The sequence below is a fragment of the Paenibacillus sp. FSL R7-0312 genome, assembly GCF_038004445.1.
Classification (GTDB): domain Bacteria; phylum Bacillota; class Bacilli; order Paenibacillales; family Paenibacillaceae; genus Paenibacillus_AQ.
This window is the reverse complement of the sequence record NZ_JBBORE010000001.1, coordinates 5,372,634-5,393,048: the sequence shown is the minus strand read 5'-3', so window position 1 is coordinate 5,393,048 and position 20,415 is coordinate 5,372,634. Positions and strand designations below refer to the sequence as shown.

General features: G+C 51.7%; 26 protein-coding genes. 22 read left to right on the top strand and 4 right to left on the bottom strand.

Annotated features, from left to right (window positions below; all coding sequences use genetic code 11):
- Nucleotides 1-59: 59 nt before the first annotated feature.
- Nucleotides 60-443 (bottom strand): PilZ domain-containing protein, encoded by a 384-nt coding sequence (locus tag MKX70_RS23535; protein ID WP_340840862.1) that lies wholly within the window; start codon nucleotides 441-443, stop codon nucleotides 60-62.
- 141 nt (nucleotides 444-584) lie between these two features.
- On the opposite strand from MKX70_RS23535, the gene MKX70_RS23530 reads away from it, so the two are divergent.
- Nucleotides 585-1,190 carry a pentapeptide repeat-containing protein gene (locus tag MKX70_RS23530; protein WP_340840861.1) on the top strand — a complete coding sequence of 202 codons (606 nt, stop codon included), beginning with the start codon at nucleotides 585-587 and terminating at the stop codon, nucleotides 1,188-1,190.
- A gap of 127 nt (nucleotides 1,191-1,317) precedes the next feature.
- Here the strand turns inward: MKX70_RS23530 and MKX70_RS23525 are convergent, their stop codons facing one another.
- Nucleotides 1,318-1,605: a hypothetical protein gene (locus MKX70_RS23525; RefSeq protein ID WP_231637862.1), complete on the bottom strand. Its 288-nt coding sequence runs from the start codon at nucleotides 1,603-1,605 to the stop codon at nucleotides 1,318-1,320.
- Nucleotides 1,606-1,870: 265 nt separating this feature from the next.
- Between MKX70_RS23525 and MKX70_RS23520 the strand changes: the two genes are divergently transcribed.
- The 12 genes from MKX70_RS23520 (at nucleotide 1,871) to coaD (ending at nucleotide 10,620) form a co-directional block, all read left to right on the top strand.
- On the top strand, nucleotides 1,871-3,505 hold the full coding sequence (locus MKX70_RS23520; protein WP_340840860.1) for a sensor domain-containing diguanylate cyclase: 1,635 nt from the start codon (nucleotides 1,871-1,873) through the stop codon (nucleotides 3,503-3,505).
- A gap of 419 nt (nucleotides 3,506-3,924) precedes the next feature.
- A complete protein-coding gene (locus MKX70_RS23515) occupies nucleotides 3,925-4,029 on the top strand; it encodes a sporulation protein YjcZ (protein ID WP_197073088.1) in 105 nt (34 codons plus the stop codon).
- Nucleotides 4,030-4,173: 144 nt separating this feature from the next.
- Nucleotides 4,174-4,977, top strand: a complete 804-nt coding sequence (locus tag MKX70_RS23510) for a glycoside hydrolase family 73 protein (RefSeq protein WP_340840859.1) — start codon at nucleotides 4,174-4,176, stop codon at nucleotides 4,975-4,977.
- A gap of 5 nt (nucleotides 4,978-4,982) precedes the next feature.
- Nucleotides 4,983-5,264, top strand: a complete 282-nt coding sequence (locus MKX70_RS23505) for a holin (protein WP_340840858.1) — start codon at nucleotides 4,983-4,985, stop codon at nucleotides 5,262-5,264.
- 99 nt (nucleotides 5,265-5,363) lie between these two features.
- Nucleotides 5,364-5,786, top strand: a complete 423-nt coding sequence (locus MKX70_RS23500; protein WP_340786826.1) for a hypothetical protein — start codon at nucleotides 5,364-5,366, stop codon at nucleotides 5,784-5,786.
- Nucleotides 5,787-5,933: 147 nt separating this feature from the next.
- A complete protein-coding gene (locus tag MKX70_RS23495; RefSeq protein WP_099052468.1) occupies nucleotides 5,934-6,068 on the top strand; it encodes a sporulation protein YjcZ in 135 nt (44 codons plus the stop codon).
- Nucleotides 6,069-6,209: 141 nt separating this feature from the next.
- Nucleotides 6,210-6,461: a YjcQ family protein gene (locus MKX70_RS23490; RefSeq protein ID WP_340786819.1), complete on the top strand. Its 252-nt coding sequence runs from the start codon at nucleotides 6,210-6,212 to the stop codon at nucleotides 6,459-6,461.
- 52 nt (nucleotides 6,462-6,513) lie between these two features.
- On the top strand, nucleotides 6,514-6,978 hold the full coding sequence (locus MKX70_RS23485; RefSeq protein ID WP_340786818.1) for a GNAT family N-acetyltransferase: 465 nt from the start codon (nucleotides 6,514-6,516) through the stop codon (nucleotides 6,976-6,978).
- A 76-nt stretch (nucleotides 6,979-7,054) separates the two neighbouring features.
- The gene (locus MKX70_RS23480; RefSeq protein ID WP_340840857.1) at nucleotides 7,055-8,782 is read left to right on the top strand and encodes an alpha/beta fold hydrolase; all 1,728 of its coding nucleotides are present in this window, start codon (nucleotides 7,055-7,057) and stop codon (nucleotides 8,780-8,782) included.
- A 56-nt stretch (nucleotides 8,783-8,838) separates the two neighbouring features.
- On the top strand, nucleotides 8,839-9,156 hold the full coding sequence (locus tag MKX70_RS23475) for a hypothetical protein (protein ID WP_042236102.1): 318 nt from the start codon (nucleotides 8,839-8,841) through the stop codon (nucleotides 9,154-9,156).
- A gap of 353 nt (nucleotides 9,157-9,509) precedes the next feature.
- Complete coding sequence (gene rsmD, locus MKX70_RS23470) at nucleotides 9,510-10,118, top strand: 16S rRNA (guanine(966)-N(2))-methyltransferase RsmD (RefSeq protein ID WP_042236104.1); 609 nt, start codon at nucleotides 9,510-9,512, stop codon at nucleotides 10,116-10,118.
- Nucleotides 10,102-10,620, top strand: coding sequence for a pantetheine-phosphate adenylyltransferase (gene coaD / locus MKX70_RS23465; protein WP_156123140.1), 519 nt, complete (start codon nucleotides 10,102-10,104; stop codon nucleotides 10,618-10,620). Before rsmD ends, coaD begins: the two co-directional genes overlap by 17 nt.
- Here coaD and MKX70_RS23460 read toward each other — a convergent pair.
- Complete coding sequence (locus MKX70_RS23460) at nucleotides 10,592-11,845, bottom strand: nucleoside recognition domain-containing protein (RefSeq protein ID WP_340840856.1); 1,254 nt, start codon at nucleotides 11,843-11,845, stop codon at nucleotides 10,592-10,594. The genes coaD and MKX70_RS23460 overlap by 29 nt on opposite strands.
- A 160-nt stretch (nucleotides 11,846-12,005) precedes the next feature.
- On the opposite strand from MKX70_RS23460, the gene MKX70_RS23455 reads away from it, so the two are divergent.
- On the top strand, nucleotides 12,006-13,046 hold the full coding sequence (locus MKX70_RS23455; protein WP_340786807.1) for a YlbL family protein: 1,041 nt from the start codon (nucleotides 12,006-12,008) through the stop codon (nucleotides 13,044-13,046).
- Here the strand turns inward: MKX70_RS23455 and MKX70_RS23450 are convergent.
- Nucleotides 13,036-14,274 (bottom strand): nucleotidyltransferase, encoded by a 1,239-nt coding sequence (locus MKX70_RS23450; protein ID WP_042236110.1) that lies wholly within the window; start codon nucleotides 14,272-14,274, stop codon nucleotides 13,036-13,038. The two genes, MKX70_RS23455 and MKX70_RS23450, sit on opposite strands and share 11 nt — an antisense overlap.
- Before the next feature lie 204 nt (nucleotides 14,275-14,478).
- Between MKX70_RS23450 and MKX70_RS23445 the strand changes: the two genes are divergently transcribed.
- The 8 genes from MKX70_RS23445 to MKX70_RS23410 all read left to right on the top strand — a co-directional run bounded on the left by MKX70_RS23445 (nucleotide 14,479) and on the right by MKX70_RS23410 (nucleotide 20,279).
- Nucleotides 14,479-15,000: a YceD family protein gene (locus tag MKX70_RS23445; RefSeq protein WP_039307410.1), complete on the top strand. Its 522-nt coding sequence runs from the start codon at nucleotides 14,479-14,481 to the stop codon at nucleotides 14,998-15,000.
- 53 nt (nucleotides 15,001-15,053) lie between these two features.
- Nucleotides 15,054-15,227, top strand: coding sequence for a 50S ribosomal protein L32 (gene rpmF, locus MKX70_RS23440; protein ID WP_019911234.1), 174 nt, complete (start codon nucleotides 15,054-15,056; stop codon nucleotides 15,225-15,227).
- Nucleotides 15,228-15,541: 314 nt separating this feature from the next.
- Nucleotides 15,542-16,138, top strand: a complete 597-nt coding sequence (gene fapR / locus MKX70_RS23435) for a transcription factor FapR (RefSeq protein ID WP_039307413.1) — start codon at nucleotides 15,542-15,544, stop codon at nucleotides 16,136-16,138.
- Nucleotides 16,122-17,111, top strand: coding sequence for a phosphate acyltransferase PlsX (plsX, locus tag MKX70_RS23430; protein WP_042236112.1), 990 nt, complete (start codon nucleotides 16,122-16,124; stop codon nucleotides 17,109-17,111). The genes fapR and plsX overlap by 17 nt, the downstream gene beginning before the upstream one ends.
- Nucleotides 17,112-17,119: 8 nt before the next feature.
- Nucleotides 17,120-18,109: a beta-ketoacyl-ACP synthase III gene (locus MKX70_RS23425; RefSeq protein ID WP_144026103.1), complete on the top strand. Its 990-nt coding sequence runs from the start codon at nucleotides 17,120-17,122 to the stop codon at nucleotides 18,107-18,109.
- 91 nt (nucleotides 18,110-18,200) lie between these two features.
- Nucleotides 18,201-19,124, top strand: a complete 924-nt coding sequence (gene fabD, locus MKX70_RS23420) for an ACP S-malonyltransferase (RefSeq protein ID WP_340786626.1) — start codon at nucleotides 18,201-18,203, stop codon at nucleotides 19,122-19,124.
- 51 nt (nucleotides 19,125-19,175) lie between these two features.
- Nucleotides 19,176-19,925 carry a 3-oxoacyl-[acyl-carrier-protein] reductase gene (gene fabG / locus MKX70_RS23415; protein ID WP_340841689.1) on the top strand — a complete coding sequence of 250 codons (750 nt, stop codon included), beginning with the start codon at nucleotides 19,176-19,178 and terminating at the stop codon, nucleotides 19,923-19,925.
- Between the two features lie 120 nt (nucleotides 19,926-20,045).
- On the top strand, nucleotides 20,046-20,279 hold the full coding sequence (locus tag MKX70_RS23410; protein ID WP_039307421.1) for an acyl carrier protein: 234 nt from the start codon (nucleotides 20,046-20,048) through the stop codon (nucleotides 20,277-20,279).
- Nucleotides 20,280-20,415 lie beyond the last annotated feature (136 nt).

Below are 20,415 nucleotides of genomic sequence, written 5' to 3'. Positions count from 1 at the left end.
TCAACAAGAAAGCAAGGCTGACGATGTCAGCCTTGCTTTCGTTTTTGTGCAAATTACAGTTACAATCCTTGAGCCCTTCTGCCGTGGGTCCAGATCTCCAGCTCCCGCAGCAGCTGTTCTTCTTCGGCTTCCTGCAGATCAAGCCTTACCCCGTACTGGAATTGTCCAAGGCCGAACATCCAACCCCAGCGGACACTTCCTTCATACTGAAGCTTCTCTTCCGCCAGCTGGAAATGTATAATCAGCTTCGTATCACCTGCAGTAAAACGGAGGTTCAGAGAAGTACGTACCTTACAGCCGGAACGGCTAAGGTCTAGCAGGATGCCTTCCGTCAATTTACTGGCTCCGGGCCCGTTATTACTGGCCGGGATTTCAAGCCAGCAATCGATGGGCTGGTTCATAACATAACGGAACGGTTCTTTTCTGCTGGAGTCATCCATCATTTACCTCCGCGAGTTTATTTGCTATTATATCGAAACGGCTACACTTGGACAATCTCCTAAAGTAGTATATTTAAAAATAAATTATTATCCGGTATTCAGAACTTTAGAATCAATACCCATAGGAAGAGGGGTCAAAACATTATGTATCAATACCACAATGAAACCTTTCAGAATCATAACTTTGATTATGCCAATATGCAGGATGGAGAAATAAATGGTTGTACCTTTGAACACTGCTCGTTCAGAGGGGCTTCCATGGAAGAAATGACCTCCACCGGCTGCCGTTTTGTGGACTGTGATTTTACCGGTGCGCTGCTTAATGCTTCACTGCATCGAGACGGGGCTTTTACCAATTGCAAGTTTACCGGGGCGAATCTGTTTGTGTCGAAGTTTGAGAATTGCAAGATGATTGGTTCCGATTTCGCGAATGCTTATATGGATGGGATTACTCTCTCCGGAGGGGACTGGGCTTATACAAATCTGCGCCATCTGAATCTCAGCAGGCAGGATCTGCGGGGCATCCGGTTCGCCGAGGCGGATATGCAGGGCTGCAATTTGCAAAAAGCGGACCTGCGCGGTGCCGACTTAAGCCGTGTACAGCTTGCGCAGTGCCAGCTTGCAGGGGCGGATCTGCAGGGTGCCAAGCTTGAGGGGATAGACCTGAAGAGTCTTGATCTTAAAGGGGTAAGGCTGGATGTGGAGCAGGCTGTGCTGCTGGCGCGCTCGATGGGAGCCAAGGTCGGATAACCGGAGGGGCTGGCCGGTTATTCCCTATACACCTGCATAGGTGTAGCAACAAAGGAACTGCCGCCCCGGAACGGGACGGCAGGGCTGCAGTTTTTGTTGGGGCTGCTTTATGTAACCTGGTGAAGAATTAGAGGCTATAGAGTGAAGCCATGCAATCTACGAACATTTTGTTGTACTGGGAACGGGTCAGATCGCTGGAAGAGGCAATATCTCTGCCAAGGAACTCAAACCAGGTAATTTCCGTGCCGTCTTTTTTATAGAGGAATCTCTGGTGTTCAATGGCAAAAACCTCATTCTCATAAGAAGGGACATGCTCAAATTTCAGCTCGGTCCCCTGTTTCTCCGATATAAGCGTTGCCAGCAGAATAAGCATCTTGAACGGATCATCATACATTTCAAATTGTTCTGTCATCATCAATCACTCCTTAAGGTGGCATGTGCTACAAAGCAGATTATACTATAATGCCACAAAGTAAACACTATCATCCGCCCAACTCCGCACAATATTGATACAACATATGAGCTAAATTAAGGAAATCGGAAAGTCTGCCGGTAGCTGTATTATATTTCCCCTGATTCCTTCCGATAAATAATTATCGACGCTTTTCGACATTGAGTGTGCTTCCAGGCAACCTCGGCGGTCGGTGCTACGAAAAGGTCTTCCGAAGAGGAGAATGTGAATGTCTTTAAATCTGCGTACGTTATTTGCAACGGCTTTTGCGGTCATTATTATCCTATTAACGGCGTTGCTCAGCTATGTTATCGGCCACCGGTCTACACAGTCCGTAGAGGTCAGCATTGGCAGCTCTCTGGCGGAAGAAGCCTACCAAATGTCTGAGAAGCTTGATCATTTCATGTGGTCACGTTCCGGAGAAGTCGAGGTACTCAGCAAGCTTAATGCATTTCAGGAGCCGGTTGACTCCTCAGAGGTCAGCGGATTGCTTAATCAGCTGAAGAAGAGTCTGCCGGTGTTCACCTGGGTGGGTTTCCTCGATAATAAAGGGAATGTCCTTTCTTCCACAGATCATATACTCCAGGGTACGAATATTAGCCAGCGGCCGGTGTTTCAGGAAGGCCTGAAGGGGACCTTCACCGGTGATGTCCATGATGCGGTGCTGCTCTCGAAGCTGCTTCCCAATCCTACCGGCGAAGCCTTGCAGTTTGTGGATGTGAGCGTGCCGGTTACTGACAAGCAAGGCCGGACAAGCGGTGTACTGGCCGCACACCTCAGCTGGGAGTGGTCGCGTGAAGTCGAGGCTTCCATTGTGACTCCGCTCAAGGAGCGCCTGAAGGGTGTAGAAGTGTTTGTTGTCAGCAGGAAAGATGACACGATCCTTCTCGGTCCTGAAGCACTCGTCGGCAAAAGAATGCCGGATGAAGTGCTGCAGAAAGCCCGCAGCGGTAATAGTTCATGGATTATTGAACAGGAGCGGAATCAGGACTCCTATCTGACCGGCTATGCCTACGGGGACGGCTATCTGAATTATCCCGGGCTGGGCTGGTCGGTCATTATCCGCCAGCCAGCGGATATTGCATTTGCCTCGGTGCATCAGCTTGAGCGCTTTATTCTGATCAGCGGACTGATCACCGCAGTTGTCTTCGCGGTTATCGGCTGGCTGCTGGCCGGATGGATCAGCCGTCCGCTGAGGAACATTACCCGCACAGCCGATCTGCTCAGCTCCGGCGCTGATGTGGAGATTCCATCTTCGACCCGGTTCAAAGATGTGGCGATTCTGTCCGCGTCACTGCGCAACCTGGTGAATAATCTGACCAAGACAGAGAACAAGCTGAGCTTCATGTCGGATATGGCGCTGCATGACAAGCTTACGGGCTTGCCCAACCGGGCAGCGCTGGATGAATTTCTGGCCCATGCGGTCAGCAAAGCCAAGCAGAACCGCACAACGCTTAGTTTCCTATACCTTGATCTGGATGGCTTCAAAAAAGTAAATGATACCTTCGGCCATGCAATCGGCGACGCCTTGCTGCAGGAGGTAGCCTTCAGGCTGATGGACTGCACACGTGATAATGAAATCGTAGCCCGGCTGGGCGGGGATGAGTTCGTCATTATTCTTAATACCTCTGCCGGCAAACCTATGAAGGAGGCAGAAATTGTGGCTTCACGGATTATCAGTAAAATCAATCTGCCCATTGTGATCAGAGGCGAGAATCTGCATGTCGGCTGTAGTGTAGGCGCGGCAGTATGGACACCGGACGGGGGCAGCGACACTGTTGAAACCCTGCGGCTGGCGGATGAAGCGTTATACATTTCCAAACGGAGCGGTAAGAACCGGATTACGTTTGAAGCGGCTTCTTAAGTTCTCCAGCGCATATTCATAACAGCAAATAACCTTTCTCCGTCAAATGACAGAGAGAGGTTATTTGGCATTCTGGTTATAGAGAACTATATGCAGATATGTATCTAACAAAGTCAGCGTAATCTCTTGCGTGGCTTAGACCACCATTTAATCCATAGAAATCCTTCGTCATCCCGGAAAAACTTAATACCTACCCAACTCAGCGGTGTCCAGAATTCCTTAAAATAATATGAAGGCATAGTAAATTAGTCCCTCCGATATAGTTAATTATTACTAGTTTACGCTACGATGGAAGATTTCACAATACTTTTTTTGCTTATAATTACCATATTATGCATTAGCCCGGTTTTTTCAGGACCTCAGGCATATGATGCTAAGGAAAGACATAAACGACGGCACAGGCTGAGGGAGGAATTGCAATGGGAGAGAATGTGGCTGGTTACGGCTATGGCTGTATTGGAACGTCTGCTGCTACCATTTTGGTACTGTTTATCTTGCTGGTTATTATCCTCAGCGTATTTTAGCTGAAGCTAACTAGACGAATAACTTAAAAAGCGCCGGAGCGGGAGCTCTGGCGCTTTTTGCATAAATGACCCTGAAGTATCAGGGATAAGCACAGGCAGCATAACAGAACGAGCATTTAATATAGTAGGAAGGGATGTGATGAAATGACGGATTCTGAGTTTATCTCCCGAATAGCCTCCTTTGCCGTGGCTGATATGCAGCGCAGTCATATTGCGGCTTCCCTGACAATTGCCCAGGCCGCGCTGGAATCCGGCTGGGGGAACAGCAGCCTGACCGCGAAGGCTAATAATCTGTTTGGCATCAAAGGCAGCGGACCCGCCGGAAGCTTGTCAATCCGGACTACGGAATATAGGAACGGCCAAGCTGTGCAGGTATCTGCGCTTTTCAGAGCCTACAATAACTGGGGCGAATCTGTGGCTGACCATTCTGCGCTGATTGCCCAGGGCGTCTCCTGGAACCGGGTCTTATACAGCAAGGTGATTGGAGCGGACGGCAGAACGGCTGCAAGGGAGATTGCCGCTGCGGGGTATGCGACTGATCCGAACTACGCGTCAAAGCTGATTCAGATTATGGATGCGTATAACTTGTATCAATACGATGAGCTGAAGGAGGATGAGGAGATGTCGGCTGAAGATAAACAAAGGCTTGCGACTCTGGAAACGGAGCTTCAGGAGATGCGGGTATTGCTGGCAGGACTTACAGTAAGCCGGGATACGCTCAAAACGGGTGTTCTGGAACAGGGACAGGCAATTAAAGGAGTAGCAGAACGGCTTACCGCAATAGAAGGCCGTGCTGCAGTAAGCATACCTGCCTGGGCAGAGCCGGCGGTTCAGGCAGCGGTGGCAGCGGGATTGCTCGATACCCCTACAGGAGGAAGCTATGATTTCTACCGGATATTGACGGTGCTGAACAGGGCCGGACTGCTGGTTACCAAGAAGGAGGCGTAAACCTTATGTACAACGATGCACTTAACAATGTGCTGGCGTTTGCGTCGCTGTTGGCCGTCTTTGTGATGGCGCTGGTTCAACTGGTGAAGAACAGTGTGAATCTTCCGCGCAACGTTGTTCCCGCAGTGGGACTGGGTATTGGTCTGCTGGTCGGAGCTGTAGCCTATCCTTTTACAGATATGAACCTTATTCTGCGTTTATGGGCAGGCGGGCTTGCGGGATTGTCGGCAACTGGATTGTTTGAACTGGCCTTTAACAAGCGTAGCGGGACCACCAAGGAAGATTAAGCAGGCTGCTCGTAATATGGGGAGATGTGCATTGGCGTTATATCCAAGCAATTCCGGGGACTTGTTAATACACATATATGAAGAAAGGAGGTGCTTGATATGGGAACTTATGTTGATGGAAGAACTTCGCAGAATGCCAGTACTGCCAACTCTATTGCAATACCGATTCTGGTGGTTGATACTCCGCAGCTGTTCGGGCAGATTGGTATTATCACAGAGGGTGTAACCACTAACCCACGAGTCATAATGAAGGGTACTGTAAGTGTACAGCTTCCGCTTGCACTCGTTGGGATTACTATTTCAATCGTTAGAGGAACGTTGCCCACGGATCCTTTAGTGTACTCCGCTACCTCTACTTTCAGCCTTAGTGTGCTGGCTCCACAGGTTATCACCTTCTCTGCGGATGACTTCATTCCGCCGATTACTCCGCAGCTGACTTATACTGCATTTATCTCCTCTAGCCTTCTCGGTACGGTTCGTGTAGGTCCTGAGAGCTTTGACGGAATTCTGGTTTCCGATTAATCCTTAGATTCATGCATCCTGTCCGGTTCGGTTGACCGGGCAGGATGCCCTTGTACATACCCCCAAATTTTGACCGTTTCGCCCAATCTGTTAAGGCATTCTGCTCATATTCTGTTCTGTAGTCATCATTTTGAAGGAGGTAATCTCATGGGTGCAGATTGCGGATACGGTGGTAATGTAGGCGGCGTTAATGTGGTTCCGGTAAGTCCTTGGACTTCAACCGGTGCGATTCTGGTACTTTATATCCTGCTGGTTATTATTCTGAGTGCCTGCTTCTACTAGACCTTAACGTCAATCAGCGCAGTCCTGGGCAAAGGCCTTGGGACTGCGCTTTTTTTCTGATTAGCTATGTCTGGCAGGAATATGCGATAATAGTAGTCATTGTCTTCATGGCAATCAATGCAGTGATGAAAGAGGTGCTTCATGGAAGAGAAGGAATTGGTCTATGCCATACTTAAGCGGATTGAATTGGGCAAGCCGGTCGGTCAGGATGAAATGGGGCTGGAGGCCGCAGAGTATGCCGATATTATGGAGGAGCTTGTGGACAGCCGGATGGTGGAGAATGTGAGCTTCCCGAGAGCCGGCAATGGTACTGTAACTGTCCGGACTACCGGAATGAAGCTGACCCGCCGCGGCCATGATTTTATTCTACTGAAAGAATCGGGCAGAATTTGAATTTACGCTGACTGAGATACAGAATTTGATGTTTCAGCACAAGGGGGCTTGTATGGATATCAGAAAATTGCTGCCCGGCGAATTGCCGCCGATGGATTTGCTGCTGTCCGCCGATCCGTCCGAATCATTGGTGAAGGACTACCTCAAAAGAGGAGACTGCTATATTGCCGTCCAGGATGAGGAGTTATTGGGTGTGTATGTGCTGCTGCCTACCCGGCCGGATACAGCCGAGCTGGTGAATGTGGCGGTTGCTGAAGAGCATCAGGGTCAAGGGATCGGCAAGATGTTGGTGCAGCGCGCCATTGAGACAGCGAGGCAAACGGGCTATACAACTATTGAACTGGGAACGGGGAATTCAAGCTTGGGGCAGCTGGCGTTATATCAAAAATGCGGCTTTCGGATCGTTGGCGTAGATTTTGATTTTTTCACCAGACATTACGCGGAGATTATATACGAAAATGGCATACATTGCAGGGATATGGTGCGGTTATCACAGGACTTGAATGGCGGGAAATAAATTTGGGATTATGTAACTATCTGCCAAATGCTCCGTATAAACAAAAGGATGTGAGTATTGAAGGGAGTTGTAATCAATGAGAAGACCCAAACGATTCTTGTTGTCCATGCTGGCCTGCTCTCTGCTGTTATCAGCGGGCTTTGTCACACCGCGGGTAGCGCAGGCAGCGGATAACAAAGTAACTCTGAGTGTGAACGGTGAAGTATTGAAGTTCCCCGCAGCCGAGGCGCCATATCTGGAGGGTACAATGATCATGGTGCCTGTCCGTCAGGCAGGGGAAGCTTTGGGGTTTGAGACGGCTTACATAAAAGAGAGCTCCAGTCTGCAAATCAAGCTCAGCGGTACAGAGCTCTTGATGAAGCTGGAAGGCGGTCAGTTTATCTTAAATGGAAAGGATACACTTACCATTGAAGGTGCAGCTGTTCTGAAGAACAATCGAATTTATGTACCGTTGCCGCTACTGGATGAGATCGGCTATATTACTAAGCCCGGTCCGGGCTCTGGCCAGGCAGAAATAAGCACACCGCAGAATTACACCGAGTCAGTAATGAAGCTGCTTGCTTCCGGCCAGTATGAAGCATTATCAGACCGGTTCTTCAGCACAGAGGTGAGGAAAAACTTGTCGAGTCTTAAACTTCAACAGGTCTGGGAGAGCTTTACTGCTGCTTATGGAGAGTATGGTAAGGTCGATTCGCTGAAAAGCAGCCGTGACAATGGGCGGTATTCTCTGTCCGGTATCGCTGTATTTGCACATGGAAAGCTCACGGTGAAGTTTACAGTCAACAGCAGCGGCCAGATTCAGGGGCTGTGGTTTACTCCGTACGAAGATCCGCAAGCAGCGCCGGAGCTGGCTCTGCCGGCAGGTGTTACCGAAGAAGCAGTTACAGTAGGAGCAGGGACCTCACATCCGCTTAAGGGCATTCTGACTCTCCCCAAAGCAACCGGGAAGCCTTTGCCTTCTGTAGTACTGGTGCACGGTTCAGGTATTTCTGATCTTAATGAAGCAGCATATGCGTACAAGCCCTTCCGTGATATAGCGTATGGTCTTGCAGAACAGGGAATTGCAGTTCTGCGTTATGACAAGCGGGGCTACAGCTATCCGCAGGAATTCATGGGAAGTGCCGCCGCATCGGTTACCGTTAAGGAAGAAACGGTTGAAGATGCCATTGCAGCGGCAGCTCTGCTTAAGCAGGACAAGCGTATGGATGCTGTGCAGGTATATCTTGCCGGGCACAGCCTGGGCGGGATGCTGGGCCCGAGAATTGATGCGGATGGCGGCAACTTCGCCGGGTTAATCCTGCTTGCCGGCTCACCGCGAAGCTTGTGGGAGATTATCTACGACCAGAATATGAGAGTGATCTCCAGGCTGGATGATGCTATTCCTGCTAAGGCAGAAGCCGCTGCCGGCGTGAATGCGGAGCTGGCCAAAGCCAAGGCGCTGTCGGCACTGACAGAAGAGCAGGCCAAAGCTGCTCCGGCTGTGTTTGGTGCAGCGGCGTATTACTTCAAGGAAATGGATCAGCACAGTACCGCCGAGCTGGGCCGGAAGCTGACGAAACCTGTGCTTGTGTTGCAGGGAAGCGATGATTTCCAGGTCTATGCGGACGTGGATTATCCGCTCTGGAAGGATGTTCTGAAGAATAATAGCTTGGCAGAGTTCAAGCTGTATCCGGGCCTGAATCATTTCTTCGTTGATTATGACGGAGCGGGGGCAGGAACACCGGATGAATACAATGTCCCCGGTATGGTCGATGCCCAGGTGATTAAAGATATGGGGCGATGGATTTTGAAGCAGAGCAGGTAGAATAAGAAGCTTGGTTCTGGTACAATCTATTTATTAAGTTTTAAGGAGCGGGATGCATGGATAATGATCTGGCAATGTTGTTAAGATCCGTCATTCGTGAAGAATTAGAGCCTGTGAATGAGCGCTTGGAACGGATTGAGACTGAACAGACCGGCTTGAAGCAGGAAGTTCAATTAGTGAAGCAGGATCAACAGACGCTGAAGCAAGATGTGCAAATATTGAAGCAGGATCAGGAATTGATTAAACGTGCGGTATTGGATACCAATGAACGGGTGATCCGGATGGAGTCCATTCTGGAGAATCAGCATCGGATCATCGAACTGCTGTCGGCACGCTCGATTGAGCAAGAGGCTCTCATTAAACGAATTAAATAAATTGCTTAGTCCGGCACTGCATGGTGCCGGGCTTTTCTTATAGGTTTCCCAACACAAAAAATCGAGGCTCCCTTTCGGGAGCCTCTTTCATGGGAGAGGAGAAACCGGACGAAGAGCTTATGGGGAAACGTAAGCCTGCTCCGCGGTTGTCTACGACATTTTGCGATGTCGATAGTTACATGATGGCCCGGTTGCCGGACTTTTATACATCCATTCTCCAAAACTTCTGAACTGCGCATTGTGACAAAGTCGGACAATCTTTTTATTTCACGGAATAATTGTGGTACTATAGGCTTGGACTTGTGCCCTGAAACGGCATAATAAATAGAGACATAAAAGCAGGTGGATGATCGGTGAGAGTAATATCGGGCACTGCAAAGGGCAGGCCGCTTAAGAGTGTTCCAGGCAATGGCACCCGGCCTACAACCGATAAAGTGAAGGAAGCCTTATTCAGTATGATCGGGCCTTATTTTGAAGGCGGAACGGCACTGGATCTGTATGCCGGTACCGGAGGGCTTGGGATTGAGGCCTTGAGCAGAGGGATGGAAGCCGCCGTATTTGTGGATATGGAGCAGAAGGCGCTCGACACTGTGCGGGCGAATCTAAAGGCAGCCAAGGTGGAGTCGCAGGCCGAAGTCTACCGCAATGATGCCGGAAGGGCACTGGCTGCGCTGGAGAAGCGGGGGAGAGCGTTTGATCTTGTTTTTCTGGACCCACCGTATCGTCTGAAGCACGGGGATGAGCTTATGATGACGATGGCAGCCAAGAATCTGCTGAAGCCTGATGCCGTAATTGTGCTTGAGCATGAATCGGGTTATGAATATCCGGAGAATATACCGGGATTCAGCAGGACACGGCAATCCGTATATGGAGAGACTACGATCTCAATCTATCAGTATGAAGCTGCTCTGCCGGAAGTTGCCGTCAGTGGCGAGGAGGTTAATGATGAGTCTGCAAATTAGAAAAGAGCGTGTGGCAATCTATCCCGGAACCTTTGATCCGGTAACCCTGGGACATATGGATATTATTCACCGTGCAGCGAAACAGTTCGACAGGCTGATTGTGGCGGTGCTGAACAATTTAAGCAAGAATCCGTTATTTTCAGTCGAGGAGCGTACAGAGCTTCTGCGCCAGGCTACAGCGGACATCCCGAATGTAGAGATCGACAGCTTCCGTGATCTGCTCGTTAATTATGTCCGGCAAAAGGATGCACAGGTGATTGTACGGGGTATCCGTACGGTCACCGACTTTGAGTATGAGCTGCAGAATGCATCGATTAATCATAATCTGGATCCCGAAGCAGAAACGATATTTATGATGACCAATCCGAGATATTCCTATCTTAGCTCAAGTGTGGTTAAGGAAATTGCCCACTTTGGCGGGAACGTCTCGGATTTTGTAACGCCTGAAGTGGAACAGGCCATGAAGCTTAAGTTCAAACGGATGGATGGCGGCGCCAAGTAAAAAGCTTTAGAGCTACTGATAAGCTTAGCAGGAGCAGGAGTATTAGTCCCTGCAGACTAAGAATCTGAGGGAACAAGCCCCATATTCCGGTTGCAGAGCCTAAACCGGTTTCCAGACTGTCTGAACCGGTACTGGTGAAGACCGGAAGTACAGCGGCGCGGATATTTACGAGCGGCTTCCAGAGCAGTAGGGTTAAGGCAAAGGCGGTTAGTCCATGCAATAACCGAACTGCAGCAAACGGGAGAAAGCGGACATTAGCCGGTTTAAGCAAAGTCAGCGCCTGAAGCTGGGCGCAGATTCCGCTCCAGGCAAGCAGAGCTGACAGCAAAGCGGGACCGAGAAGACTGCCGGACAAGAACCCTCCAGGGCTGGCCGAATCTGAGGTTACCGCATGGGCACCGAGGTGAATCTCTAGCACTCCGGCAGCCAGCGGAGACGGGAGCTGCGGCAGCAGCCTGGTGATGATGTTAATAACTACTGCGAACATGATCATATAGCCGCCTACGATCATCAGGTTCTGGACGGCGGCGGATACAGATTCGCCCAGCACTTTGCCGAAGCCCCGTCCGTCTCTCGCGCGGGCATCCAGTGCCGCCTGATGGATTCGCCCGGGCAAGGATGCTTTTTTGGCGTGCGGGCCGCTGCGTGGCAGTCTGCTGACAGTGGCGGCGGCTTCGCTACTCTTCCGCGTTCCGCTGAAGAGAGCGGATAGCCATCCGGTGGCAAGGCCTGACAGCCAGTGAATGGCAAGCAGGGCGTATCCGGCTGCCGGACTGTGCAGAAAAGCGGTGCCGACGACAATAAGCAGTGTAACCGGGCTGGCATAATGGACCATGGAGGCCAGACGTCCGGCATCCTTGTCCGTGATGTCCCCCTGCTTATGCAGCTGCATCACCGCTCCGGCTCCGGCCGGGAAGCCGGCGGTGATTCCGAGCACAAGCGTCCAGCCGCCTGCTCCGGGAAGCCGGAACAAGCGTTTCATCAGCGGCTCCAGCAGGACGCCGATGCCATGCACGAACCCTGAAGCGGTCAGCATCTCTGACAGGATCAGGAATGGCAGCAGTGCCGGGAAGACAAGGGACCACCAGAGCTTCAGTCCCGCAAGGGAAGCCTTAAATGAGGATTCCGGTGCCAAGACGATCGCTATTGCGAGCAGGATCGCAGCCGCCCCTGATAGGAATGGAGCCGAACCCCGGAAGAACCGCCGTATTGTAAAGTTAATCATTAGTAGCATCACCTCTTCATAGCTTAGGACATGGGCAGAGCTTGTTATCAATTTATGCAGGGGAGACAACCATCATGCCACAGCCGGAGAGAAGCTCCCGGCTCCTGGCAGCACATTCCAATGCCGGGGCTGCATGCCGCGGGAAAGAAGGGGAAGAGACTTGAGGCAACAGAAACGCCGTGTGGGTATCCGCGCCACAGCCTACTTATTTACATTTGTGGTCATTCTCTATGTTGCTGTCTTTATGAATACTCCGTATATTGTGTATCAGCCGGGAAGCGCCTCCGAGGTAGCCCCGATGATCAAGGTGGAGAATGCTGATCCCGCGGAGCAGGGCATGTTCATGATGACTACCGTATCTGCCAGTTATGCCAATGTGGCGCTTCTGGTCGCCTCCGTATTTAACTCGAATGCGGAGGTTGTCCTGAAAGAGACCCGCCTGCAGGATAAGACGGAGCAGGAATACGCGGCTGAGCAGGTCTTTTATATGAACAGTTCACAGTCTTATGCTGTACAGGCCGCTTATCATGCTGCCAAAGTGCCGTATGAGGATGTTGTGGATTATTTGTACGTGTTCTCAGTGCCGGACGCAACCAATCAGGGCCAATTTAAGCCGGGCGACAAGATTATCAGTGTAAAAGGACAGCACGCAGCTGATCCGGCGGCTCTGTCTGCCTTGCTGTCTGCATACAAAATCGGCGATACCGTTGAGGTAGTCCTGCAGCGTGGAGGCAAGGAAATTTCCGAGCAGGTGAAGCTGGTGGAGGTTAAGGATAAAGAAACCTCGGCCGGACGGCCTGGCTTCGGGGTTGTTATCGGAGCTGTTCAGAAGGTACAGCCTAAAGAAGAGGGGAAAGGCGTCAGTTTTGTGGATACGAATGTAGGAGGACCTTCCGCAGGATTGATGTTCACCATGGAAATCTATAACCGGCTCACTCCGGGAGATTTGACCAAGGGCCACCGGGTAGCGGGTACAGGTACAATTGATGCTGAGGGAAATGTGGGAGCGATCGGCGGAGTGAAGCATAAGATTGTGGCTGCTGACCGCAAAGGTGCCGAATTCTTCTTCGTTCCAGTCAAAAACTATGAGGAAGCCAAGGCAAAAGCTGACCAGATCGGCACGGACATGAAGCTGATTCCGGTATCGACTCTGTCTGATGCGCTGAAATATATGGAAGAACAGCCGGTCATCAAATCCTGACCGGCGGCTCCAGATAATCGCTGTACAGATCATTTCGTGCGGGATCGGCATAAGCAGCGGCGAACACAGCTGCCGCCTGCAGATCCCGCTCCAGCATAGGATGGGAGAAGCGGGCAGGGCTTGTGACCACCGGAAGTGCCGCGCGCTGCTTCATTTGCTTCAGCAGCCTGCGGCCGCTCTCCCGGAAGCCAAGAACCCGGATATAACCCGGACCCTGGGCCAGTGCGGCCGGGGTCATTTCTTCTTTGCTGTGATTCAGCAAGGTATGAAGCAGCAGACGCTGCAGCCGTGTATGGGTGTAACGTCTGCTCTTCAGCTCCTGCAGAAGACCGGCGACCGTGAACCTGCCGAGCTGGGGAAGGATGCGGAGTATCCGGTTCTCCAGCCCTTCATTCATATCCTGCACCGTTCGCAGCTCAGCGGCTGAGTGTGTGGAGAGCACGTGGCGCAGCGGAGTCTGGAAGTCCTCGAGCGTAACCGGCCCCCGGCCCGCTGCATGCTCTCTCTCCAGGATGGACACGCTATACTCCGGCATGTATGCCGCCGGAGAGCCGCCTTCCCGCAGCAGCCTGCGGATTGCTGTCGCACTGGCAATGGACGACCCGCCCTGCAGCGGGTCGTGGAAGCCCGCGCCGGTCCGCGGCACGGTGAAGGGCCTGATCGCGCTGCCGAGCCGCTGCAGCGCGATCAGGTAGTGCAGGCCGAGGCTGTTGTTCGGCTGCCGCAGCAGCGCCTCGGCATCAAGGGGACTCCCGTTCCCGGCGGGAGTCTCCCCCCAGGCTGCCGCCGCAGCTGCGCTGTATGCGGCGGGGAATCCCGCACCTTGTGCCATGCGCGCGCGGATCTCGTCCTTAAGCGCGCTGCTCTCCTCGGCCAGGAATCCGGCCAAGGGCAGCAGCGCGCCCAAAGTGCCGGCTTCGGAGCCGAAGCACAGGCTGTCCACGACGCCGGTAGCCTCCAGCAGGAATACCGCTCCGAAGGCGAACCATTCCGCCGGCTGTACGGCATAAGCCACCGGCAGCTCAATCACGAGGTCGGCGCCCATATGCAGCGCCATCTCGGTGCGGGCACGCTTGCTGACCGCCGCCGGCTCGCCGCGCTGGGTGAACGGGCCGCTCATGATGACGATGGAGCTTTCGGCTCCGGAGATTCTTTTGGCCTCGCTGAAATGGTGGACATGCCCGTTATGTAAAGGGTTATATTCGGCTATAATGCCTACAGTGGTCACGTTTGCTTCACGCCCTATTCTGGGATATCTGACGATTCGGGTTCCGGATTCAGACTCATTCCTTCCCGTTTTTTGCAGATTTCTTGCATTAAACTTATCTATATCATAAATTGTCTCTGTGCCTGAAACAATATAAAGGAAAAATGGTTGACAAAGTTCGGTAATAATAGGTATAATAAATTTTGTTTGTTTGGAGTGATAACTATGAACATTCACTTTCGCAAATTAGCGAATGCCGACGAGCCCCTGGTCCTCCACGATGTTGTGGATGTCAGTGAGGTTGTCAAAGGGCGCAAGGATATTCTTGCTGTTGCACCACTCTCAGTAGACCTTAAAGCGCTGCCCGCGGGAACCGATAGTGTGAACGTGGTGGGAACACTGAGTGGAGAAGTGGACATGTTATGTTCACGTTGTCTCACGGAGGTTAACAGTAAGCTGAACATTCCTTTCGCTGAGACTTTCAAGTGGCTTAAACAGCCAATTCTTCCGGAAGATGAAGGTGAGGAACTCATTTACATCAAGGATGAGATTGTGGATCTTATCCCCTATGTGGAAGAAAATTTCGTACTGCACTTACCGGATTCGGTATTGTGCAAGGCAGACTGTCTTGGTCTTTGTCAGAAATGCGGACAGAACTTGAACGAAGGCACCTGCAGTTGCGACAACACAGTGATCGATCCAAGACTCGCTGGGTTGAAAGGATTCTTTACCAAGCAAGATAACTAAGAACAAATCCCGGGCTATAACGGGTCAAAACCAAAATCAGGAGGTTGATTAACATGGCAGTACCACAACGCAGAACGTCCAAGACACGCCGTGACAAGCGTCGTACTCACTTTAAACTGGTAGTTCCAGGTATGGTGAAATGTGAACAATGCGGAGAGCTGAAACTGGCTCACCACGTATGCAAAGTTTGCGGAACATACAAAGCAAGAGAGATCATCAAACAATAGTTTGCATATTTGCATATAAGAGTAGCACTTCATCTGCCGGTGAAGTGCTATTTTTTTGGGGATATATGAATTTATATGCTTCACATGATAGTTCATCCTTCTGTTTCCCGTACTGTTTCCCCAAGTCCGCTGCGGGTTTGCGCCGGTTTTCAAGTCAAAGCTTTATTTTTGCGGCGTCATGCTTTATACTACATATTAGTACCTGGTTCTAATTGTTAATTAAGAACAGAGAATTATAACTACAAGCGGCCACTCTTGCGGCCGGATGCTTTTCAGTAGAGGCATGTGCCAGGAGGTGAGTCGCCATCGAACGGTTGTCCAAGAAAGAACGGCAGCAGCAGCTGCTCTCAATCATTGAAGGTAATCCTTTTGTAACGGACCGGGAATTGACCCGCCAGCTGAAGGTGAGCATTCAGACGATCCGGCTGGATCGGATGGAGCTGGGGATTCCGGAGCTGCGTGAACGGATGAAGCAAATGGCAGAGCACTCCTATGATCAGGTCCGTTCCCTGCCTGTTGATGAAGTGGTTGGTGACATAGTCGATTTGCAGCTGGACCGGAGCGGGATTTCTATTTTTGAGATCCGTGAAGAGCATGTTTTCTCCAGAAACGGGATTGCCCGCGGCCATTATGTCTTCGGCCAGGCGAATTCGCTGGCAGTTGCTGTTATCAATGATGAAATTGCCCTGACCGCTTCAGCCGATATCCGGTTCGTGCGCATGGTCCGGCTGGGTGAGAAATGTATCGCCAAAGCGCAGGTACGCTCGCTTGCGGGCCGGAACGGCAAAGCTGAGGTGGACGTGTTTACATATGTTGGAGAAGAACTGGTATTTCAAGGCCATTTTGTAGTGTACCGTTCTGCAATTGAAGAGTACAGCGAAGGGGGAAACCGGAGTGCTGATCGCCATTGATGCCATGGGCGGGGATAATGCTCCTGAGTGTAATGTAGAAGGGGCCCTGGCCGCAGCTGCGGAGTGGAGTGATACGCAGATCGTGCTGGTCGGTGATGAAGCCAGACTTGCGCCGCTGCTCAAGAACAAGCCGTCCAATGTGACGGTGCGTCATGCAGGGGATGTGATCGGTTCCGATGAGGAGCCGGTGAAAGCAGTCCGCCGTAAAAAGGATTCGTCCATGGTAGTCGCCGGACGGATGGTGCGCGAAGGTGAGGCCGATGCCATGATCTCGTCCGGCAATACCGGAGCACTTATGACTACGGGGCTGCTGGTTGTGGGAAGAATGCAGGGTATAGAACGTCCTGCCCTGGCACCGATGATACCAACGCTGGATGATGTCGGCGTATTAGCCCTGGACCTGGGTGCCAATATGGATGCCAAACCGCAGCATCTGGCCCAATATGCCCTGATGGGCAGCATATACCGTAATAAGGTCCATGGCATTGCGAAGCCCCGGGTAGGCCTGCTGAACGTAGGGACTGAGCCTGGCAAGGGGAATGAGCTGACCAAAGAAGCTTATCCGCTGCTTGAAGCTTTGACTGGCATTCATTTTGTCGGCAATGTGGAGGCGCGGGATGTGCTCACGGGAGCCTGCGATGTGCTGGTCTGTGACGGGTTTGCCGGCAATATCCTTCTGAAGACGCTGGAAGGAACGGCAGGAGCCATGTTCTCTCTGCTGAAGGAGCAATTCAGCAAGTCGCTTAAGACCAAGCTGGGCGCAGCCATACTGATGCCGGAGCTTAGAAGTCTGAAGGGCAAAATGGATTATAAGGAGCACGGCGGAGCGCCGCTGCTCGGTCTTAGCGGTCTCGTAGTGAAGGGGCATGGCTCCTCCGACGGCAACGCGGTGAAGAATGCGGTAAGGCAGGCCCGGATTGCACTGCAGGCGGATCTGGTAGCCAGTATATCCAGAGAAATTAGCGGGAAGTGAGTGACGATATGAAACAATTACGTCCGGTAGGAATCATTGGTACAGGGAAATATGTACCCGAGAGAATATTGACCAACAGCGATCTGGAGAAGATCGTCGACACAAACGATGAATGGATTGTCAGCCGTACAGGAATCCGGGAACGGCATATTGCTGCTCCGGAACAAGCCACATCCGATCTTGCTTATGAAGCAGCGCTGAAGGCACTGGAATCCGCTGGCATGAAGGCGGAAGAGCTTGATCTTATTATTGTAGCCACAGTTACACCGGACAGCACTTTCCCATCCACAGCCTGTATTCTTCAGGACAAGCTGGGCGCTAAGGGGGCTGCGGCCTTTGACCTGTCGGCAGCCTGCTCCGGTTTCGTCTACAGTCTGGCTACGGCAACCGGCTTTATCCAGAACGGAATGTATAACAATGCGCTTGTTATTGGTGCTGACACATTGTCGCGCATCACGGATTATACAGACCGCAACACTTGTGTACTGTTCGGTGATGGTGCCGGCGCAGTCATTGTAGGTGAAGTTCCGGAAGGCCGCGGCTTCCAGTCCTTCGATCTTGGCGCTGAAGGTTCCGGCGGCAGCCTGCTCAAGATGGAAGCAGGCGGTTCACGTCTGCCGGCTTCCCAGCAGACGGTAGAAGACAAGAAGCATTTCATCTATATGAACGGCCGTGAAGTATTCAAATTTGCGGTGCGTGTAATGGGGACGGCTACGGAACGTGTGCTAACCAAAGCGGGATTGACCAAGGAGAATATCGACTTGTTCGTGCCTCACCAGGCTAACATCCGGATTATTCAATCGGCGATGCAGCGTCTGGATCTGCCGCCTGAGAAATGTGTTATCAATGTGGATAAATATGCGAATACTTCAGCGGCGTCCATTCCGCTGGCACTTGTGGAAGCAGCAGAGGAAGGCCGGATGAAGGAAGGCGACACGGTGCTTATGGTCGGCTTCGGCGGCGGACTCACCTGGGGAGCTTCCGTACTGATCTGGTAAAGAACAGGGCAATACTAACAGAACGAAGCGGTTCTATCCGGGCGTAAGGCGGGAGGAGCCGCTGTTAACGGGAAGGGAGCTTTTAAGCATCATGGGTAAAATCGCATTTGTCTTTCCCGGTCAGGGTGCACAGGCAGTTGGTATGGGTAAGGATGTATATGAAGCCCTGCCGCAGAGCCGTGCAGTATTTGAAAAGGGTGACGAAGTACTTGGATTTCCGCTAAGTAAGCTTATATTTGAAGGACCTGAGAGCGAGCTTAAGCAGACTGTCAATACACAGCCGGCATTGGTTACAGCCAGTGTGGCTTATCTGGAAGCACTGCGGGATTTAGGGGTAACGCCTGATTATGTAGCAGGTCACAGTCTTGGTGAATACAGCGCTCTTGTAGCCGCCGGGGTCCTCTCTTATGAGGATGCAGTGCGGCTGGTCCGTCTGCGCGGACAATTCATGGAAGAAGCTGTACCAGGAGGACAAGGGGCTATGGCTGCTACACTTGGCGCAGACCGTGCGGCCCTCACGGAACTTTGCCGCAGTATTTCAGAGGCTGGCAATTCCGTTGAGCTGGCTAACGTCAACTGCCCGGGACAGATCGTGGTTTCCGGCACCGTGGCTGGCGTGAATGAAGTGGTGCAGCGCGTTAAGGAAGCAGGCGGCAAACGGGCAATTCCGCTGGAGGTCAGCGGCCCGTTCCACTCCTCATTAATGAAGGAAGCCGCTGAACAGCTGGCTGCAGAGCTGCAGAAAGTAACCTTTAACGTTCCTGTTATGCCGGTAATCGTCAATGTCACAGCTGCCCCGGTAACGGATCCGGAAGAGATCCGTAATCTGCTGGTAGCGCAGGTATTCTCTCCTGTACTCTGGCAGGACAGCGTGGAATGGCTTATTGCAGACGGCGTGGACACTTTTGTAGAGATCGGCTCCGGCAGCGTGCTGGCAGGCCTGATCCGCAAAATTGACAAAAATGTTAAGCTCGTGAATATCAACAGCCTTGAGAGCGCTCAGACTGGCTGGTAATCCGCTTGACATGAGAATAGCGGCATGATTATTGAAGGGGGACAACTGGAAATGTTTGCAGCACTCAAAGGTCAGACCGCCCTGGTTACCGGCGGTTCCCGGGGGATTGGCCGTGCTATTGCACTGGCACTGGCGGAGCAGGGCGTGAAGGTTGCCGTGAACTACTCGGGCAGCCTTCAGTCGGCAGAGGAAACTGTAGCCCGGATTCAGGAGCTGGGCTCGGAAGGAATTGCTCTGCAAGGGAATGTCGGTAACAGCGAACAAGCGGAGAACCTCGTGAAAGAGGTTATTAACACTTGGGGAAAAATTGATATTCTTGTGAATAATGCCGGCATTACCCGGGATAATCTGATTATGCGCATGAAAGAGGAAGAATTCGACCAGGTCATCGAGACGAATCTGAAGGGTGTGTTCAATTGTCTGAAGGCAGCGACACGTCCGATGATGAAGCAGCGTTACGGCCGGATCATCAATATTTCCTCTGTCGTGGGTGTGACGGGTAATCCCGGTCAGGTGAACTATACGGCTGCCAAGGCAGGGGTTATCGGGATGACGAAATCCGCGGCACGCGAGCTGGCTTCACGGGGAATTACCGTGAACTGCATTGCGCCAGGGTTCATCGATACCGATATGACCCGCGAGCTGTCCGATGAAGTCCGCAGTGAGCTGATCAAGGGGATTCCCCTTGCGAAGCTTGGGCGGGCGGAGGACATTGCTAACGCGGCGGTATTCCTGGCCTCGGAAGGGGCAGCCTACATGACAGGTCAGACACTTCATGTGGATGGCGGAATGTACATGTAAGGCTTCTAAGCGTCAGATCATTACGGGGGAAGAGAGCAGAGGCGGCCAGAAAGCGTTTTTTATGCTCTATGGTATTTTGACTTCATATCTCGTATAATACCAAAAGAGGAGGTGAACCGGATGTCCGATGTATTGGAGCGTGTAAAACGCATTGTCATCGACCGCTTAGGTGCCGATGAAGCTGAGGTAACATTAGAAGCGTCTTTCAAAGATGATTTAGGTGCTGATTCTCTTGATGTAGTAGAATTGGTTATGGAATTGGAAGATGAATTCGATATGGAAATCTCTGATGAAGATGCAGAGAGTATTACGACCGTGGGTGAAGTTGTGAAGTACATACAATCTCATACCTAGAGTCATATGATTGAGGGTCCCGTTCCTGCCAGGGCGGGACTTCTCCTCATTTTGAGGTGATTTAAGGGCAGCAGCAAAGGGTGCATGAGCATCTTTATGGGGAAAATAACAGAACCGCAGATGGGTTAATCTTGCG

Coding starts and splice junctions, on each gene's coding strand:
- MKX70_RS23535 (WP_340840862.1), bottom strand. CDS start 443: ATGATGGATGACTCCAGCAGAAAAGAACCGTTCCGTTATGTTATGAAC.
- MKX70_RS23530 (WP_340840861.1), top strand. CDS start 585: ATGTATCAATACCACAATGAAACCTTTCAGAATCATAACTTTGATTAT.
- MKX70_RS23525 (WP_231637862.1), bottom strand. CDS start 1,605: ATGATGACAGAACAATTTGAAATGTATGATGATCCGTTCAAGATGCTT.
- MKX70_RS23520 (WP_340840860.1), top strand. CDS start 1,871: ATGTCTTTAAATCTGCGTACGTTATTTGCAACGGCTTTTGCGGTCATT.
- MKX70_RS23515 (WP_197073088.1), top strand. CDS start 3,925: ATGGGAGAGAATGTGGCTGGTTACGGCTATGGCTGTATTGGAACGTCT.
- MKX70_RS23510 (WP_340840859.1), top strand. CDS start 4,174: ATGACGGATTCTGAGTTTATCTCCCGAATAGCCTCCTTTGCCGTGGCT.
- MKX70_RS23505 (WP_340840858.1), top strand. CDS start 4,983: ATGTACAACGATGCACTTAACAATGTGCTGGCGTTTGCGTCGCTGTTG.
- MKX70_RS23500 (WP_340786826.1), top strand. CDS start 5,364: ATGGGAACTTATGTTGATGGAAGAACTTCGCAGAATGCCAGTACTGCC.
- MKX70_RS23495 (WP_099052468.1), top strand. CDS start 5,934: ATGGGTGCAGATTGCGGATACGGTGGTAATGTAGGCGGCGTTAATGTG.
- MKX70_RS23490 (WP_340786819.1), top strand. CDS start 6,210: ATGGAAGAGAAGGAATTGGTCTATGCCATACTTAAGCGGATTGAATTG.
- MKX70_RS23485 (WP_340786818.1), top strand. CDS start 6,514: ATGGATATCAGAAAATTGCTGCCCGGCGAATTGCCGCCGATGGATTTG.
- MKX70_RS23480 (WP_340840857.1), top strand. CDS start 7,055: ATGAGAAGACCCAAACGATTCTTGTTGTCCATGCTGGCCTGCTCTCTG.
- MKX70_RS23475 (WP_042236102.1), top strand. CDS start 8,839: ATGGATAATGATCTGGCAATGTTGTTAAGATCCGTCATTCGTGAAGAA.
- coaD (WP_156123140.1), top strand. CDS start 10,102: ATGAGTCTGCAAATTAGAAAAGAGCGTGTGGCAATCTATCCCGGAACC.
- MKX70_RS23460 (WP_340840856.1), bottom strand. CDS start 11,845: ATGATTAACTTTACAATACGGCGGTTCTTCCGGGGTTCGGCTCCATTC.
- MKX70_RS23445 (WP_039307410.1), top strand. CDS start 14,479: ATGAACATTCACTTTCGCAAATTAGCGAATGCCGACGAGCCCCTGGTC.
- rpmF (WP_019911234.1), top strand. CDS start 15,054: ATGGCAGTACCACAACGCAGAACGTCCAAGACACGCCGTGACAAGCGT.
- MKX70_RS23425 (WP_144026103.1), top strand. CDS start 17,120: ATGAAACAATTACGTCCGGTAGGAATCATTGGTACAGGGAAATATGTA.
- fabD (WP_340786626.1), top strand. CDS start 18,201: ATGGGTAAAATCGCATTTGTCTTTCCCGGTCAGGGTGCACAGGCAGTT.
- fabG (WP_340841689.1), top strand. CDS start 19,176: ATGTTTGCAGCACTCAAAGGTCAGACCGCCCTGGTTACCGGCGGTTCC.
- MKX70_RS23410 (WP_039307421.1), top strand. CDS start 20,046: ATGTCCGATGTATTGGAGCGTGTAAAACGCATTGTCATCGACCGCTTA.